At 55.7% G+C, this 16827-nt stretch carries 14 protein-coding genes; 8 read left to right on the top strand and 6 right to left on the bottom strand.

The genetic code is table 11. The features are described 5' to 3' along the window. The first annotated feature begins 57 nt into the window (after positions 1-57). The 4 genes from B3K78_RS09640 to B3K78_RS09625 are packed head-to-tail and all read left to right on the top strand — an operon-like array spanning position 58 to position 4261. Positions 58-441, top strand: coding sequence for an ectoine synthase (locus B3K78_RS09640; RefSeq protein ID WP_204994867.1), 384 nt, complete (start codon positions 58-60; stop codon positions 439-441). Between the two features lie 53 nt (positions 442-494). Beyond that, positions 495-1934, top strand: coding sequence for an aspartate kinase (locus tag B3K78_RS09635; RefSeq protein ID WP_204994866.1), 1440 nt, complete (start codon positions 495-497; stop codon positions 1932-1934). Then, positions 1922-2812 carry a TPR end-of-group domain-containing protein gene (locus tag B3K78_RS09630; protein ID WP_204994865.1) on the top strand — a complete coding sequence of 297 codons (891 nt, stop codon included), beginning with the start codon at positions 1922-1924 and terminating at the stop codon, positions 2810-2812. Before B3K78_RS09635 ends, B3K78_RS09630 begins: the two co-directional genes overlap by 13 nt. A 36-nt stretch (positions 2813-2848) precedes the next feature. Continuing rightward, on the top strand, positions 2849-4261 hold the full coding sequence (locus tag B3K78_RS09625) for a sodium/proline symporter (RefSeq protein WP_286695277.1): 1413 nt from the start codon (positions 2849-2851) through the stop codon (positions 4259-4261). A 32-nt stretch (positions 4262-4293) separates the two neighbouring features. Here B3K78_RS09625 and B3K78_RS09620 read toward each other — a convergent pair whose 3' ends face one another. Further along, positions 4294-5064: a sulfite exporter TauE/SafE family protein gene (locus B3K78_RS09620; protein WP_286695276.1), complete on the bottom strand. Its 771-nt coding sequence runs from the start codon at positions 5062-5064 to the stop codon at positions 4294-4296. Between the two features lie 82 nt (positions 5065-5146). Beyond that, positions 5147-6949 (bottom strand): putative bifunctional diguanylate cyclase/phosphodiesterase, encoded by a 1803-nt coding sequence (locus B3K78_RS09615; RefSeq protein ID WP_286695275.1) that lies wholly within the window; start codon positions 6947-6949, stop codon positions 5147-5149. 163 nt (positions 6950-7112) lie between these two features. Here B3K78_RS09615 and B3K78_RS09610 point away from each other — a divergent pair, with 163 nt between their 5' ends. Beyond that, entirely contained in the window at positions 7113-7778 is a 666-nt protein-coding gene (locus B3K78_RS09610; RefSeq protein ID WP_286695274.1) for a nitroreductase, read from the top strand. Here the strand turns inward: B3K78_RS09610 and B3K78_RS09605 are convergent. Both B3K78_RS09605 and B3K78_RS09600 read right to left on the bottom strand, forming a co-directional pair. After that, on the bottom strand, positions 7775-8188 hold the full coding sequence (locus B3K78_RS09605) for a DUF805 domain-containing protein (RefSeq protein ID WP_286695273.1): 414 nt from the start codon (positions 8186-8188) through the stop codon (positions 7775-7777). The genes B3K78_RS09610 and B3K78_RS09605 overlap by 4 nt on opposite strands. A 97-nt stretch (positions 8189-8285) precedes the next feature. Beyond that, positions 8286-9344 carry an NAD(P)H-dependent flavin oxidoreductase gene (locus tag B3K78_RS09600; RefSeq protein ID WP_286695272.1) on the bottom strand — a complete coding sequence of 353 codons (1059 nt, stop codon included), beginning with the start codon at positions 9342-9344 and terminating at the stop codon, positions 8286-8288. A gap of 366 nt (positions 9345-9710) precedes the next feature. Here B3K78_RS09600 and B3K78_RS09595 point away from each other — a divergent pair, with 366 nt between their 5' ends. Beyond that, positions 9711-12101 carry a hypothetical protein gene (locus B3K78_RS09595; RefSeq protein WP_286695271.1) on the top strand — a complete coding sequence of 797 codons (2391 nt, stop codon included), beginning with the start codon at positions 9711-9713 and terminating at the stop codon, positions 12099-12101. A gap of 72 nt (positions 12102-12173) precedes the next feature. After that, positions 12174-13262, top strand: coding sequence for a hypothetical protein (locus B3K78_RS09590; RefSeq protein WP_286695270.1), 1089 nt, complete (start codon positions 12174-12176; stop codon positions 13260-13262). A gap of 131 nt (positions 13263-13393) precedes the next feature. Here the strand turns inward: B3K78_RS09590 and B3K78_RS09585 are convergent, their stop codons facing one another. Continuing rightward, positions 13394-14506 carry a saccharopine dehydrogenase family protein gene (locus B3K78_RS09585; RefSeq protein ID WP_027873352.1) on the bottom strand — a complete coding sequence of 371 codons (1113 nt, stop codon included), beginning with the start codon at positions 14504-14506 and terminating at the stop codon, positions 13394-13396. A gap of 174 nt (positions 14507-14680) precedes the next feature. Here B3K78_RS09585 and B3K78_RS09580 point away from each other — a divergent pair, with 174 nt between their 5' ends. Further along, the gene (locus B3K78_RS09580; protein WP_286695269.1) at positions 14681-15688 is read left to right on the top strand and encodes an AraC family transcriptional regulator; all 1008 of its coding nucleotides are present in this window, start codon (positions 14681-14683) and stop codon (positions 15686-15688) included. Here B3K78_RS09580 and B3K78_RS09575 read toward each other — a convergent pair. After that, a complete protein-coding gene (locus B3K78_RS09575; protein WP_286695268.1) occupies positions 15661-16764 on the bottom strand; it encodes an AraC family transcriptional regulator in 1104 nt (367 codons plus the stop codon). The genes B3K78_RS09580 and B3K78_RS09575 overlap by 28 nt on opposite strands. Positions 16765-16827 lie beyond the last annotated feature (63 nt).

The raw sequence follows: 16827 nt of genomic DNA, 5'->3' as shown, positions 1-16827 counted from the left end.
TTGGGTCCGCCGTAATGGCGGACCGTTGTATCGACTAAAGAAATTGGAAACCGAGTAATGATCGTAAGAACATTAGAAGAGTGTGAAAATTCAGAACGCAAAGTTGACGGTGGCAATTGGCAAAGTGTGCGCATGCTGCTGAAAGACGACAATATGGGTTTTTCTTTCCATATCACTACCATTCTTGCAGGTACCGAAACGCCGATTCACTACCAGAATCACCTTGAGTCCGTGTACTGCATGTCGGGCAATGGCGAGATTGAAACGGTTGAAGACGGCAAAATCTACAAAATTGAACCCGGTACGCTGTATATCCTCGACAAGCACGACAAGCACCTGCTTCGCGGCGGCAGCGAAGACATGAAAATGGCCTGTGTATTTAATCCGCCACTGAGTGGCAAGGAAGTTCACGATGAAAATGGCGTTTACCCCATTGACTGATTGTTAAAAAGCGCGCGGAAAACGTCCTTTTTAATGATCGAATGGAGAATACGATGTCACACAGTGTAGAAAAAATTGGCGGCACGTCGATGAGCGATTACGCCGCGGTGCGCGACAATATCATCCTGGCGGGAGCCGAGGGCGACCACCTGTACGGCAGAATTTTTGTTGTGTCTGCCTACGGTGGTGTAACCGACATGCTGCTGGAGAACAAGCGCAACGGTAACCCCGGTGTCTACGGTTTATTTGCCGACGACGAAGGCAGCGAAGCATTGTGGCGGGAAGCGCTGCGCAATGTGGCCAAAGCCCTGCACCAAATTAATGAGGAGCTGTTCGACGACGCCGAGCAGCTCAATGAGGCCAATGCGTTTATTGATGGCCGCTTATTCGAGGCCGAGCGCTGCATGGACAACTTGCACCGTCTGTGCCAGCACGGCCACTTTGGTTTGGAAGACCACCTGCTAACGGTCCGTGAAATGCTGGCCAGCATTGGCGAAGTTCACAGTGCCTGGAATACCGCCAAGCTGCTGCAGCGCGACGGTATTAACGCGCGCTTTGTTGACCTTTCCGGTTGGAGAATGGAGTCGGCAATCCCCTTGGATGCACACATTCTGCGCGAGCTGGATAAAATTGATGTGCAAAAAGAGCTGCCCATCGTCACCGGTTACGCCTACTGCAGCGAAGGCTTGATGGCGACTTTTGATCGCGGCTACAGCGAGATGACCTTTAGCCGTTTGGCGGTGATGAGCAAGGCCGACGAAGCGATTATTCACAAGGAGTATCACCTCAGTAGTGCTGATCCGCGTTTAGTGGGTGCCGAGAAGGTGGTGCCGATCGGCCGCACTAACTACGATGTTGCCGATCAGCTGGCCAACCTCGGCATGGAGGCGATTCACCCGCGTGCAGCCAAGGGCCTGCGCCAGGACAATATTCCGTTGCGGGTGAAAAACACCTTTGAACCCGAGCACAGCGGCACCTTAATCGATGGTGAATACACCAGTGAGCGACCCTGTGTAGAAATTATTGCGGGCCGCAAGCAAGTGTACGCGCTGGAAGTTTTCGACCAAGACATGGTCGGCTCGCTGTGGGATTACGAGCAGAAAATACTCAGTGCGATCTCTCGCTTTAAAGCGACGGTGATCACCAAAGATATTAACGCCAACACCATCACCCACTACTTGGGCACCAACCTGAAAACGGTTAAGCGCATTGTTAAAGCGGTCAGTGATGAGTTTACGACGGCAGAGGTCAGTACGCGCAAGGTGGCTATTGTGTCCGCCATCGGCAGCGATATGAAAGTGCCTGGCATGCTGGCAAAAACGGTCTCGGCATTGGCGTCGGCAGATATCAGTGTGCTGGCTATGCACCAGTCTATGCGTCAAGTGGACATGCAGTTCGTGATCAATGAAGATGACTACGAGGCAGCGGTCGCCAACCTGCACCGTTGTTTAGTAGAAGTCCATGATCACGGAGAGGCAATATGCGTGGCTTGACCCTGTGCTGGATAGTGGCAGCGCTACTTCCCTTAATGGCGTTTGCCGACTCAGAGCAAGAGGTCAGCGACACACAAGTTGATCAGCATATTGATCAACTGCAAGAGCCGCTCTACTCGCCCTTCATCGAGCGTTATATCCTCGATGAAGTGCGTTCACTGCGGGTGGATATGGAGCGCAAGCACCGCGAACTCACTCAGGAAGTGGTGGATCGCGAGCTTGGCGCTGCAGATAAAGCGGTGTCTTACGCCACCAATACGGTTACCTACTTCTTCTATCTGATCGCCGGTGTCAGTTCGGCGCTGGTGTTGATCGGCTGGAATTCCCTGCGTGATATTCGCGACAAGGTTCACAGCGTTGCTAATGAGCAGGTTGCGGACATCGTTGAAGAATACGAAAAGCGCCTGCGCGTGATAGAGCGACAGCTCAAACAAGAAACTGAGCACATCGAGTCCAACCGCGAGGAAATCAACCGTACGCAGGAGATCCATTCGCTATGGTTGCGCGCCAGTCAGGAGGCCAGTCCGGCGGGTAAAATTGGCATCTACGATCAAATACTTGCCATTCGCCCCAGCGATATTGAAGCCATTACCTATAAGGCCGATGCTGCGCTGGATCAGGGTGAACCCCAGTGGGCGGTTAACCTGTGTAATCAGGCGCTGAGTCTCGACGAAACCAACGGTCACGCGTTTTACCAGTTGGCCTGTGCACATTCGGCAATGGGCAATCTCGACGATGCCGCTCGCTACTTTGCCAAAGCGGTTGCTCAGGCTGAGGCCTATCGCGAAGAACTGGAGCGGGACCCCGCACTGGAATCACTGCGTGAGCACCCGCTGGTACACGAGCTGCTAGAGCCAACGGTTAACGATAATATTTAACGCTGCTCGGCACTGGGCAGTAACAATAGGAAGCCTATGCTTACTGCCTGGAGTTTTATTGCTTTTTTAAGCCTATTCGTCCTTATTGGCCTCTCTTCCCTTTTTTTTAGTAGTCACCAGAGCAAGGATTACTACCTTGCCAGCAATAGCGTTAAGCCCTGGCTCGTCGGCCTTTCTGCCGTGGCCACGAATAACAGTGGCTATATGTTTATCGGTGTTATCGGCTATACCTACACCGTCGGCTTATCCGCTTTTTGGGTTATGTTGGGCTGGATTAGTGGCGACTTTATCGCGTCCCACTTTGTGCACCGCCGCCTGCGGACGATGACGGAAAAACGCGGCGAGGTCAGTTATATCGGCGTGTTGTCGTCGTGGTCCGGTGGCACAAAACCCGCCTACCAACGGCTGGCTGCAAGCATTTGTTTGTTGCTGTTAGTCGCTTACGCCGCCGCGCAATTGCTTGCCGGTAGTAAGGCCTTGCACGTCTTGTTTGATTGGCCAATTTGGGCGGGGGCGGTCAGTGGTGCCGTACTGGTGTTGATGTACTGCCTGGCGGGTGGCATCCGCGCATCAATCTGGACCGATGCCGCGCAGTCGATGGTGATGATCTCAGCGATGGGGCTGCTGTTGTGGGTGGCGGTCGACGGCCTCGGTGGAGCGCAGGCGACTCTCTCTCGGTTGCGCGACGTGCCGGATTATATGAATTGGTTTCCCCAGGATCTCGCCTTTCCCGGCGTAATGGGGGCGGTGTTATTCGCATTGGGTTGGTTGTTTGCCGGCCTGTCCGTGGTTGGTCAGCCCCATGTGATGGTGCGGTTTATGACCCTGCGAGAAGGTGGGGATATGAACCGCGCACGCCAGTGGTATTACCTGTGGTTTACCGCTTTTTACTTAATGGCCACGTCGGTTGGCTTGCTGTCGCGGCTCTACCTGCCCGAGGCCGGCAGCTTCGACGCTGAACTCGCTCTGCCAACCATGGCGCAACAGCTTTTACCACCGGTGCTGGTCGGCTTAATTCTCGCCGGGGTGTTTGCCGCGACGCTCTCCACCGCCGATTCATTAATTTTGAGTTCATCGGCGGCACTGACCCACGATTTGTTGCCACACAATATTGAAAAACCCTGGCTGCTTAAGCTGTCGACGTTTGGTATTACCGCCACGGCTCTGGCCTGGGCGCTACTCAGTGCGCAAAGCGTTTTCGCCATGGTGGTTATGGCGTGGTCCGGATTAGCCAGTGCGTTTGTGCCGCTGTTGCTGGTGCTTATTTTTGGCGGCCGCCCAGGCCAGGGCGTGAGTATTGCGATGAGTGTGGTTGGGATCAGCACGGCGCTACTGTGGCGTTATTTCGACCTTCACAACATGGTCTATGAAGGCCTGCCCGGTATTCTCGCCGGGGTGGCGGTGTATGGGGTCAGTCGTATTCACCGGCGCGGGCAGCCAGTGGCGTAAGCGATCTCCTGAATGGAAGGTAGCGCGTCGCCCTAGCGAAACGCTGAAAATAAACCAACCACACTAATGGCCAACAACACGCTACCAACTACCCGGAAAAATATCGGCGTTTCGGCCTGTAGCAAGCGGTCGTGCACCCGCAGGCCGATAACATGGCCAACGGCAGCACAGGGGAGCAACCAGAGGTGGTGAATGAGCTGCAGGTCGACACCGGCCCAGACGAAGGCAGCCATTTTAATCGTCACCAGAATAAACCATAGCGCAAACAGTGTGTCGCGCAGGCGCTCCTTGGCGACGTGTTGGGCGACTACCGCTATGATCAGCGGCGCGCCGATGAGTGAGGTACCGCTGATATAGCCCCCGGCCATTAGAAACACCGCATCGACCAGGCGGTTGTTGCTGCGAAATGGCTTATTAAAAATATAACTCAGTGAATACAGCATCACGATACTAAAAATAATACCGCTGAGTACGCCGCTGGGCAGGGTAATCAAACCGAACACGCCGAGTAATTTGGGGCCGATCATCACTGTCAGCGCCTTCCATAAATACTGCCAGTCCACCGTGCTCTGGGCGCTGCTGCCCCCGAGGCGCTGACGATTATTCAGGGCGATGGTTAACGATGAAAACACCAGTAAGTGAACGGAGATCAGCGGCAGGTAAACGAGCGGTGCGTTGTGTACCAGCAACAGAAAGGGCAGCGAGAGCACGGCGCCACCGAAGCCAAGGCCGGAGCGAACAAAGCCACTCCAGACAAAAATCAGCCCAATCAGGATATATTGCAGGGGTGCGAGTTCGGTCATTACAGCTCTTTAAATTACGGCGCAGCGCAAGGGTGTGACGGCGCATGATACCGGCTGCAAAGCCTACTCGGCCAGCGCAGGGTTAGCGCAGTGCGGCAACAAGCGAGCTAAATGGCGCCGGTCGAGCAATGTGGTAACCCTGGACTTCGTCGCAGTGATACTCCGCGAGAACAGCCAGTTGTTCGGCGCTCTCCACGCCTTCGGCAACAACCTTAATACCCAGTGCATGAGCCATTTCAATAATGACCTTAATCACGGCTCGGTGTTTATCCTGAGTCAGGTCAGAGACAAAACTGCGATCGATTTTCAGCGTGTGTATGGGCAGTGTTGCCAAGTACTGCAGCGACGAGTAGCCCGTGCCAAAGTCGTCAAGGGCGACATTGACACCGAGGTTGGCGAGGGTTGCCAGCGTATCGTTAACCACCGAAGGCTCCAGCATCATCACGCTCTCGGTAATTTCTAACTCCAGGCGTCGATTGCTCGGCAGTTCGGCGACGGCATCGCGAAGGCTTGCCAGTAAGCGCGGGCTGGTAAATTGCGCCATCGATACGTTCACGGCAATGCAAAACGGCGCATCCCCGGGGATCTCGGCCAGGTGCCTGGCGGCTTGTTGGATCACCCAGTCGCCAAGGTCATTGATCACCTCGCTCTGTTCTGCAATCGCGATAAACTCGTCGGGCGGTATGGCCCCAAGCTCGGGATGCTGCCAGCGCAACAGCGCCTCAGCGCCGTTGATTGCGCCGTCGCGCAGCTGCTTCTTAGGCTGAAAGTGAAGCGTTAGTTGTTCGTATAGCGCGGTGCTTTGCAGTGCCGAGCGCAGACTGACATCGCGCTGCAGCCGGTCCCACAATTCGGGGTGATACTGGTTGATCTGGCTGTGTGGGTTTCGCACGGCAGCCGCCAGTTGTGCATGACGCAGGGCTTCTTCGGGCGTACCCGCTAATTCCGCCAGGCCGATGCCGATATCGAGGGCGATAAGGTGCTCTCCCCAGCTCATTTGTGCGCCGATCTGGCGAAGCAGGTGTCGGCTGCGTTTTTGCCAGAGTGTCGAGTCGGCAACGGCCAGCGGTAGAAAGAATTCGTTTTCGCCAACACGGCCAGTGAGCTTTTGCTGTTCGCTGACATAGCGCAGGCTGTTGGCGCAGTGTTGTAGCACCGCATCGCCAGCGCGATTGCCAAAAGCATCGCAGATCGCGCGATAGTTGTGCAGCCGGCAAATAAGCGCGCCGCGCGTTTCTCCCGCTGTGCTTGCCAGAGCGGTAATGCAGGCTTCGCGGTTTAGCAGGCCGGTAAGTGGGTCGCGCTTAACGGCATCCAGGTGCTGTTGAGCCTCAGTGTGGCCGCGACACAACAGGCTGAGGGTGCCCATTAGCAGCAGCCCCGCCACAAACCATAGTTGCCATGCAAAGTCCTGCTGCTCGGCCAGAAGCGCCAAAAACGGCAGGCCAAGCATCACTACATCCAGGCAAAACAGCGGGTAAAAACGCGCCAGCATGGGCATCGACATGGACAGAATCACAAACAAAAGCAGCATCACTAAAATTTGCTGCCACAGCGTTAAATGGTCGGCAAACGTCAAAAACAGGCAGCCCCAGGTCAGGTGTCCCAGGGCGCTAAGTGCCCCGTAAGGCACCAGCCAGTTTTTTACCGTGTTCGTGCAGCCATAGTGGCGGAATAATAGTGGAACAAGGGTGAGTCCGCCCTGTATACATAGCAGGGTACTCAACCAGCTGGTAATGAAATAGCGAGGAAGCTCCTGGCTCAGCAGTATCATCAGTGCGGTGGCGCCTGTTGCCGCCAGAATATGGATATAGCGCACATCCCGTAACAGGCGTGCGGCGGCTGCGTCGGAGTAGTAGTGGTTGAAAAAGCCGCGAAGGGCCATGGGTATGCTCCGTAGTGCTGCTGCGGGTCTGCGCTAATTGCCTTTACTGTATTGTAGGAACAAGGTGCTGAACTGTCATAATGATTTTACCGGGCTGTGAACTCTTGCCCATTGTCGCGACTGGTTTAGACTAGGGCGTTTGAGCCAAAGACAGTGAGAGATTATGCGTGTAGCTGAAGCCGTAAAAGCCCGACGTTCCATTCGGGGCTTTAAGCCCGACCCGGTGCCTGAAGAACTGTTGCGTGAAATTTTGGATATTGCCCGCCACGCCCCCTCAAACTGCAATACCCAGCCCTGGCATATCACGGTGGTGAGTGGCGAGGCGCGCAACAAGCTGGAAGATGCCATTGTCACAGAAATTCTTAGTGGCAAGGCACCCTCGCCCGCCTTTAAACCCGGCGACGCCGATCTAGACGGCGTGTATAAAGAGAGGCAATTCGACTGCGCGATGACCTACTACGGCACCATGGGCATTGAGCGCCACGAAAAAGACAAGCGTCAGGCCCTAATGTTGAAGAACTGGCAGTTTTTCGGCGCGCCGCATGTCGCATTCATTTCTATGCCCACCGGTATGGGTTCGGTCAATGCCATCGATATTGGCATATACCTGCAGACGCTAATGTTACTACTCGTCGATTACGGCCTGGCCAGCATCCCCCAGGGCGCGCTCGCCTTTTTTCCCGATCCGGTCAAAGAGATCGCCAACCTGCCTGAGGGGCACGGCATTATCTGCGGGCTGTCTTTCGGCTACGAGCAGCCCGGTGAGCAGATCAATAAGGTGATTATGGATCGCGCGCCGCTGGAGGATGTCGCCACGCTGATTTCCTAGCGCTCGGGGTCGTCAATGCCTTTTGGGTTGGGCCCGAAGGCATTGTCGCCGGGCTGGCTGTCGAGCACGGTAAACACCAGCATAATCAGGGGGCCCAGCAACGGAATGAAGATCACAAGCAGCCACCACGCGCTGCGGCCGATATCGTGCAGGCGGCGCGCAGCGTAGCCGATCGATGGCAACAACACCGCCAAGCCGTACAAGCCGCTAAACAGCCCGGCGCCAATTTCGGCATTGCCCAGGCCCAAAGCGCTGTCGATTATGCTTAGCGCCATGCTGATCAATATATTGAACAGCACAAAAAACCAATATTCGCGCCGCCGTGAGCGACCGCTAAAGTCGGCGTAATGTCGCCATGCGTTTATATAACAGTCGAAGGGGCTGCGAAGGTTGGCGCTTTGTGGTTCCATTGTTGTCTCCCTGACAAGGCTGTTAGCGATTCGCGATCAGTCCAATTGTGCAACGATCTGTGTTCGCTTTCCTAGCCTTGTATGCGGCTCGTCAGCCCTAGAAAGTTTCCGCGACCAGCCGCTGAGTTACCTCTGCAGCGGACGTAACGAGACAGTCTTGCAGAGCGGTTCCGGCCCATAGCGGCGAAAAGTCGTCCCTGTTTTGCGCTTCTGCTGCCGCGCGTAGCGGCGCAAGCAGGCCGCTGCAAAGTGGGAAGGCGGGCAGGTCGTCGCGAAGTGCCCCCAGGGTTTGCATGAGCTGGTTGCTCAGTCCGCGTGCCGGTCGTCCGGAGAATACATTTGTCAGCTGGGTTGCCTCAGCTGTGGAGGCATCGGCTGTCGATGTTATGGCGTGACGGTGGACCGCAGAGATTTTTGCCTCCGGGCACAACAAATAGGCGGTGCCAGCCTGTACGGCATTGGCGCCCGAGGCAATGGCGAGGCGAACCGCAGAGGCGGTGCTAAGGCCGCCAGCCGCAATAAGTGGCAGCGAAATTTTATCTCGGCAAGCTTCCAATAGCTTCAGTGTGGGCATCTGCCCCGCCAGGTCGCCGCGCAGGAAGTGACCGCGGTGCCCTCCTGCCTCCAGTCCCTGCAAGATAATGGCGTCTACCCCTTCACTCTGCAGATGCACTGCCTCATCGACGGTGCAGGCGGTTGAAATAACGGCGCTGCCCCAGCTTTTTATTTGGCGCAGCAAAGCGGCTTTCGGCAATCCGAAGTGGAAACTCACTACCGGTGGCTGATACGCGGCCAGCAACTCTGCCTGCGCTGCACTGTAGGGTTGGCGGCTGGCAGGTGTCATTGGGTCGGGTGGGGCGATTTCCCACGCTTCGTAAAAAGGTTGCAATAGCTGCTGCCAGTGCTGGAGCTTCTCGGCATTGCGAGTGAGCTCGGCTGCTGCTGCATCGTGGCAAAAGAAGTTGAGGTTATAGCTCTCCAGGCCCCGCAATGCCTGGAGTTCCTGCTCCAGCTTATCGAGGCTCAGCATGGCACAGGGCAGCGAACCCAGCCCGCCGGCACGGCCGACGGCCAGCGCGAGTTCACTGTCTTGCGAACCCGCCATCGGTGCTTGAATCACTGGGTGGCGAAAATGCGCATTACCTAGCTGGAACATAAACTCTCCTGTTGGTTGGCGCTCGGGTATTACGCCTGACGGGTACCTGTGCAGCATGGGGTGTTCGAGCTTGATTGAAAACCGGTTTCGCCCACGTTTTTTAGGACTTGCTTGTCAATGAGTAGGCCATCGGCTATAAATATTTAGTGCGCTGCTAAATATTGCCCCTGTGTGATTTTAGTGCGCAAGCGGTTGTCGACGGAAGGGAAGCCAGAGAACAGCCACGTTACACGCCCTCATATAAATCAAGGACGAGTCCTATGACGCAGCCGCGTTTTCAGCCTCAACACAGAGTATCGCTAATTTGGCGTCGCGATGCTGTGGCTGTCTGTACCGACCGTCCACATGTTGTACTGGAGAATAGCAATGAATAAGAATTGGATTCTGGCTTCCGCCATCACTGCCACGCTAGCCGCCTGTGGCGGCGGTGGTAGCAGCAGTGGAGGTGGTAGCAGCTCGCCGGGCACTGTCAGCGGTGGTGCGTCTAAAGGTATTGTTATCGGTGGTGTGGTTAACGCCTACGCCATTGCCGACGATGGCTCGGTAGACAAAAGCAGCAGCGTTGCTGAACCGGCCACGACGGCGGACGATGGCAGCTATTCTCTGACCCTTAATCGCAATTACCAGGGCGGCGCTCTGCTGATAGAAATTACGGCAGAAGATGGCACCACCATGCGCTGTGACTTGGCGGTTTGCCAGCGTGACAGCCAAGGCACGCCAACGGTTAGCTTCGGCGATGATTACCCATTGGCGGCCGACTTTAGCATGCAGGCCATGCTGCCTTCTGCCTCGGGTACTGTGTCAGCCAGCATCACTCCTCTCACTAGCGCCGCGGCCGCACTGGGTTTGCAGAAAGTCGCCGCTGGTGCACGTGCAGGAGACGCAGCCATTGCAGCCAATGCCCAGGTGGCCAATAAACTTGGTCTGGCAAGCAGCGACTTGCTGAGTCAGCCAATTGTCGACATTACCAATGCCGAGTCACTGAATGCGGCGGGCAAAGAGGCGCTGGAATACAACGTGAAAGCCGCAGCGGCCATTGCCGCCGCGCTGGCAGACGGTCGTATTGAAGACGCCCTCACGGCATTTGCCAATCAGTATAAGTCGACGGGGATGGCCGACAAAGAGGACGGCGACCCCTCTGTTTCTGTGGAAGAGCTGCTCGAAGCTGCTCAGGAATTGATGGATAAAGTGGCCGCGGTCGACGGCGCAGACAATGAAGATATTGATGCACTAGCCACTGAGATTGATGTTGAAGAGGGCGATGCGGAAACCAACGGTTCGACGACACCCAGTCAGGGTGATGTGCCTGATGATGTCGGCTCGCAGGGCTTGCAGGCGAGCAAGGCCTTCGTTAAGCAGCTGCGCAATGTTGGCACGGCCGCCTTCCTAGAACCAGAGGGTGAAGACGGCGAGGCCTTGACTGGTTTTGCCAAGCAAGTGGGTATGGCCAGCGATGTGTTGTCCACTGACGCCTCTGCGGTTGTGGAAGCGGCGGCGATGGGATTGAACGCCATTTCCTATGCCTTTGAGGCGGTGCAGGATGCCAAGGCGGATGAAGAACCGCTGCCCGAAAGTTTCGAGCAAGAGGGTGTCACCGTCGCCATTGCACAAGTGGAAGGCGGCATTCGCTACAGCGTCGATCAAACCATTAACGGTGCGGCGGTTGTATTGACGGCGCTGGATGACTCGGAGATCGATGAGCAAAGCACCGAGACCACCGAGTTCACCCCTGCTGAGCAAGAGCAGGCTGGTGAGGTGAAAACCGCGCGTGCGGTGGCCATTGAAGGCCCGCAGAATGGCACCACGGAAACCACCGAATCTGGCACGTCGGAAATTACGGCGGATATGCAGCTTAGCGGCTCAGCCAGCACGGATACCGTGACCTTTACCATCGCCGAAGGCTCGCTTTTTGAAGGCAGCCTGGTCGGGGAGTGGAGCGGCAGCGAAACCGACACTGAGTCAGCAAACGGCTACCAGTATGACGGCCAATATACCGACGAATTCACCGTTACCAATTTGCGCGCCATTATCAATGGCAGCTTGGAAACAGCGCTGGAAGGTGAGCAGACGGTGACGTTCAGCGGCGGCCTGGAGCTTGGCGTTGAGCGTTTCGACTCTGAGTACTCTGAGGAGTGGGGAGACCAGTCCAATTGGCAAGAGGCAAGCGGTAGCGGCTACGACAATAGCCAAAGCACGGTAATGGTTGATGGCTTTGAACTCACTCTGTCGGGTTCCATTGCCAACAACGACGGTGATGCCTTCAACGCCAGCCTGGCTCTGCAAGCTGACGGTATCCACGAGGTTTGCACAGACGAGTATAGCTACTCCTATTCGATGGATGAGCCCTACCAGTGGGATGCCAGCTACGATTGCAGCTTGCAGGAAAGCGCTGAGCAATACGCCAGTGCCGCCATTGCAGTCAGCTTTGATATCGCGCTGGACGGCGTAGCCGACTTTGTGAAGCTCACGGCGACGGGAACCCGCACCGGCCTTGAAGAAGCTGATCTGGATGTTGAGCTTGCCTACAGTGGCAATACGCTGACAATTGCTCACACCGCAGACCTCTCCGAGGATGCACCTGAGGGTGGCAGCGTTACCGTTAGCAACCACAACGATGTGGTTATGACCCTGACGGAAGATGCCGACGGCGAACTGAGCGGTACCATCGAGCAGGACGGCGTAAAATATGCCGACATAGATGAAGACGCCGGCGCGCCGGTCATCACCTATACTGATGGCGAGTTTGAATCGTTCTAAGTAAGCGCGTTAAATAAACGTAAACAGGGAGGCCTAGCCTCCCTTTTCTATTTCTTACACAGAGCGTTTACCGTGAAAGCGCAAACCCATACACGTACATACTCAGTAATCGTATTGCTGGCAGGGCTACTTAGCATGCCGCTCAGCCATGCCGATAATGCTTTTTATTTCCAGGCAGAATCCGATGCCTATAGCGAAATCGCGCCGATAAAGCAGCTATTAGATGACCTAAACGGTCCGCGCTTCAGTCGAGGCGATCTTGCCTTCACTCACAATAAATTTGAAGTCGGCGAACGCGACGGCAACTGGGAAGTGAGCGCCTTTTATCGCTACGACTACTTCCTAGAATTCAGCAATGATACCGCAGAAGTCGCCTATGCTGATAAAAACGACAAAGAACTGGATAAGCAGCGCAACTATCACCTGTATATAGAGCCCAACCACTTGCGCGCTAAGGGCTTAGGGCTTGGCTATTATTTTTCGCTACCGGGTAAGGCCAAACTGAAACTACGCGCCAATTACCTCCGTGCGGAAGAGCTGACCGATGGCACGCTGAGTGGTCAGCTGCGCACGCTCGAAGACACAGTCGAGGCCGATCTTGTCCTCGACTACAACTATTCCCGAGATGCCTTGCTAAAGCGCGAAGAGGAAAATGTCCGAGGCAATGGCCTCAGCCTCGACCTTGACCTGAGCTGGCCATTTGCCGAGCGATGGACGCTGGATGTGCGTGCCCGCGACCTGGTGTCAGAGATCCGTTGGCGAGATGTTACCTACACGCGAGCCACAGCCATAAGCGATACCGTAAGCTACGACGATCAGGGCTTTATCGACGTAAAGCCGACGGTGTCGGGGATTGAGTCCTATCGCGACCACAGTCAGACCCTGCCCCGCCGGATTGCTGCCATGCTTAGCCATCAATGGCGCGGCAGTGTGCAACTCACTGCTGGACTGCGCAGTGTCGACAAATACCTGTTCCCACAGCTTCATGCGTCTTGGGTGAGTAGCGGGACGCAGTGGCAGCTGGGGGTGGATATAGAACAGCAGGCGCTGATGCTGGGTGTAAATTATCAGGGCTTGAAATTAGACCTAAAAAGCGACGCCATCAAACCGAGTGATGCGAAAGCTTTCGGTTTAAGTTTGAGTTACACCTGGCGGCTGTAGGCGGCAGATCAACCGTTTTGTTTTGCCTGCTGCCCTGCCCGCGATTCGCGGCGTTTACTCGCCTTAATTCTTACATTCTTAAGCCGTCGTCAGCCAAACAAAAAGCCCCGCGAAAGCGGGGCTTGTTAGTTTTACGCTGGCAGGTTGGTGTAACCCAGTTCGTGGAAGGTTTGTAGCAGCTCGCGGTGCCCGAATGCTCCTGTGGCGCTTTGGAAACCGGCGGCTTTGAGTTGGCCGTTGAGCAGGCGTTGTGCGGCCTCGGCGCAGATTTCACCAGTAAAGGTATACGGAGCGTTCAGCGACAGCGGGAACACCGTCGTCACTTGGCGGCCCTGACCAATACAGGTGATCACGGTGCGGTGCAGGTCGCGATCGTCTTTGGGTGGCTCGGCGGGGGTCATTTCATCGCCGTAGCGGTTGGTGAGCTCTTCCTTCTCTTCCTGACTCATACCCTTGGATTCTTCGTTGAAGCGATGGATAACCGCAACGACGTTTTCAATGATTTCATCACCGAAAGCGGTCAGTACGCGACAGTTGCGCACGCGGTCGTCGTGCTCGTACCAAGCGGGCTCACAGCCACCGCTCCAGGGCAGGGCCAGCACCGGCTGCGACAGGTGGGGAACGCAAACAGTGAAGTGACGGTCGCCCTGCCACTCAACCATTTCGCCCTCTTTAATCATGTACTGCGGGTTGTTTACCATGCGCAGGAAGGATTTGGTTGAGGCCTGCGAAGGCAGCGCGTTATTGATCTGGTAGGTAATGTCGAGAGTGTCGACGCCTTCGGTTTCCAGTACAACTTCAGCGGCCAGGGCACCCGCTGCCCACATGTAGGAGTTGGCGGGGTTGAGCAACAGGTTTTTGTCGGCGAAAGCCTTGCCGTATTTGTCGCGAACGGCGATCACGAAGTCTTGCTCACCAGTGGTGTCCAGGTAGTGGCAGTTGTTTTCCAGGCAGGCTTCAACCACCGGCCATGCCAGCTGCATGAAGGGGCCGGCAACGTTGATAACCACTTCCACTTTTGCGAACAGTGGCGCCAATTCGGCTTTGTCGTTGCTGGCGCGAACGATGGTGGCGGGGGCTTTGTGGCCCAGTCGCTCTTCCACGATGGCGAGGGCGTCTTCGAGTTTTTGCTGGTTGCGACCAACAAAGTAGAAGGGTAGGTTGCGCTGCGCCAGGCACTCGGCCACGAGTTTGCCGGTGTAACCGCTTGCGCCATAGATGAGAATTTTGGGTGCTTCTGACATGGTCTTGCTCCTGTAATTTTTGTTTTTCAGTGAGTACTTGGCCACGCCGCCTGAGCGGCGATTTGCGTCGCTAATTACGTTAATTAAGTGATGCTCTCGTCTGAATGCGAAATGAGGACAGCTATTTGCGAAATGAGGACAGCGATGCTAGCGTGAGCAAAAAACCGGTGACCCATGAAGCCCAAATACCACTCTGCCAAAACCATTCTTGCGCCGTTGATGAAGCTGCGCAGCGAGGGCATTTCTGTCGCGCAGTCGCTCACAGCCACGGGTTTGTCGCTGTCGATCCTGGAGCGCCCGGAACAGCACGTTAATCTCAGTCAGGAGCTGACCTTCCTGCGCAACCTACGCCGGGTGAGCGGTGACCCCGGTATTGGTTTGTATGTGGGCAGTTGCTATCCACTGAGCGTATTCGGCTTGTATGGCTACGCATTGATGAGTGCCTCGACAATGCGCGAGGCGCTGAAGTTGGCCTACCACTTTGTGGAGCTGAGTTTTGCCTTTTACGAGCACCACATGCGCGTTGAAGACGGCTTTGTGGTGATGGCAATGGCCGCCGATGATTACCACGTCGAAGATCTACCCATGCTCAGCGAGCGGGAAATGACCGCCACTTTCATGATTTTGCGCGGCTTGCTGGGCGATGACTTCCACCCTGCTGAGGTGAGTTTTCGCCACGCCCGGCAGGTGGAGTTGAGCCGTTACCGGGAAGTATTTGGCGTGGCTCCCACGTTTGGCGCAACAGAGAACGCCATGCGCTTCTCCCTCGATGTATTGGAAACACCGTTGTTGCAGTGCGACAGCGATACTGCGGCGCTGTGCATCGACCGCTGCGAGCGCATTAAGGCGCGCCTGTCAGAAGAGCACAATATTGTTGATGAAGTGAGGGAAATGCTGTTGCTCAGGCCGGGTTACTTTCCCGGTATTGAGGCGGTGGCGGAAAAGTTAAATATCTCGGGGCGCACACTGCGGCGCCGCTTGCGGGCCAGTGGTAGCGGCTATCAAAAAATTGTTGATGACCTGCGCTATGAGCTAGCGCGGGAGTATTTACAGGGCACGGCAATGTCGATTGAGCAGGTGGCATCGCTGCTGGGCTATAGCGATGCCGCTCACTTTTGCCATGCCTTTCGGCGCTGGTCGGGCTGTCCGCCCTCTCAGTTTCGCGGCGCGCCCGCCGCCTGACGGCGCTCGCCGGGGTTAACACCGGTCCAGCGCTTGTAAGCGTGACAAAAGCTGGATGAGTCAGCATAGCCGAGGCGCACGGCAATTTCTTCCAGCGTAAATGAGGTGGTTTGCAGGTACTCCACCGCCAGATTTTTGCGCACGTCCTCCAGAATGGTTTTGTAGCTGCTGTCTTCCTGGCTGAGCTTGCGCTGCACCGTGCGAGCGGTCATGCCTAAGCGATCGGCGATGGTTTCCAGTGTAAAAATTTCCCGCGGTGATGACAGGATTTGATTGCGCACCACGTCCGAGAAGGTGTAATTCTTGGCCAGTTGTTCGCATATCTTTTCGCACTGGCTGTCGTAAATGCGGGCAGTTTCTGGTTCGGCCTGCAGCAATTCTTGGTACAGCAGCGCGCTGTCGAAGACATAGCAGTTTTCGGCAGCTTCGAAATATACCGGGCAGTTGAAATAGCGTCGGTACTCTTCTGCGTAGCTGGGTTCCGGCTGGCGTAAATGCACCTCGTGCACGGGAATGGGCTGGCCGAGGGCTTCCTTAAAAATAATATGCGAGGCGACCAGTCCGCGATCAATCATGTATTGGTGGCTGTCACCGAGGTCGCGCAGAGGCTCCAAACTGATATAGGCGCGGTCATCGCGAATGGTGGTTATCCATTGCATATAGGTCCACGTCATCAGAATATTTTTATACAGCACCTGCATACCCTGAAGCAGGTTCTCGCTGGTCATCACCGCCAGCCCCAATAAGCCATACGCCGACAGGTGATAGCGGCTGCCCACCACCAGCCCCAGCTCGGGCTTATCCAGCGCGCGAATCACTTCGGAGGTAAAACTCAATTCCTGCTGTGGGGTAAGTTGGTAGGTCGGGCTGTCCAAGGCTTCGGGTGGAATATTGGCTTTATCCAGCACCAGCAACGGGTCGGCACCATGCTCCTTGAGCAGGGTAATCAGGGGGTTTAGACCGTAGCCAAGATGTCTGGCCGGCGGCACTGATAAAGAAGATCGAATCTCCATGAACACGTCACGCGCTGAAAATTGCTGTCGTAAATTAACAACCAGATTGTCTGCTGTAAACATCTAACTTTGCCGGGGCGCTGGCTACTATCCTCACATCGATATCGCTTACACATAACAAACATA

Origin of the sequence: Spongiibacter sp. UBA1325, from assembly GCF_002306875.1 — a bacterium.
Classification (GTDB): Bacteria; Pseudomonadota; Gammaproteobacteria; order Pseudomonadales; family Spongiibacteraceae; genus Spongiibacter; species Spongiibacter marinus.
This window is presented reverse-complemented; position numbering and strand designations above follow the sequence as displayed.

Bases quoted from the DNA above. Each gene is read 5' to 3' on its own strand.
- B3K78_RS09640 (WP_204994867.1), top strand. From the start codon at position 58: ATGATCGTAAGAACATTAGAAGAGTGTGAAAATTCAGAACGCAAAGTT.
- B3K78_RS09635 (WP_204994866.1), top strand. From the start codon at position 495: ATGTCACACAGTGTAGAAAAAATTGGCGGCACGTCGATGAGCGATTAC.
- B3K78_RS09630 (WP_204994865.1), top strand. From the start codon at position 1,922: ATGCGTGGCTTGACCCTGTGCTGGATAGTGGCAGCGCTACTTCCCTTA.
- B3K78_RS09625 (WP_286695277.1), top strand. From the start codon at position 2,849: ATGCTTACTGCCTGGAGTTTTATTGCTTTTTTAAGCCTATTCGTCCTT.
- B3K78_RS09620 (WP_286695276.1), bottom strand. From the start codon at position 5,064: ATGACCGAACTCGCACCCCTGCAATATATCCTGATTGGGCTGATTTTT.
- B3K78_RS09615 (WP_286695275.1), bottom strand. From the start codon at position 6,949: ATGGCCCTTCGCGGCTTTTTCAACCACTACTACTCCGACGCAGCCGCC.
- B3K78_RS09610 (WP_286695274.1), top strand. From the start codon at position 7,113: ATGCGTGTAGCTGAAGCCGTAAAAGCCCGACGTTCCATTCGGGGCTTT.
- B3K78_RS09605 (WP_286695273.1), bottom strand. From the start codon at position 8,188: ATGGAACCACAAAGCGCCAACCTTCGCAGCCCCTTCGACTGTTATATA.
- B3K78_RS09600 (WP_286695272.1), bottom strand. From the start codon at position 9,344: ATGTTCCAGCTAGGTAATGCGCATTTTCGCCACCCAGTGATTCAAGCA.
- B3K78_RS09595 (WP_286695271.1), top strand. From the start codon at position 9,711: ATGAATAAGAATTGGATTCTGGCTTCCGCCATCACTGCCACGCTAGCC.
- B3K78_RS09585 (WP_027873352.1), bottom strand. From the start codon at position 14,506: ATGTCAGAAGCACCCAAAATTCTCATCTATGGCGCAAGCGGTTACACC.
- B3K78_RS09580 (WP_286695269.1), top strand. From the start codon at position 14,681: ATGAAGCCCAAATACCACTCTGCCAAAACCATTCTTGCGCCGTTGATG.
- B3K78_RS09575 (WP_286695268.1), bottom strand. From the start codon at position 16,764: ATGTTTACAGCAGACAATCTGGTTGTTAATTTACGACAGCAATTTTCA.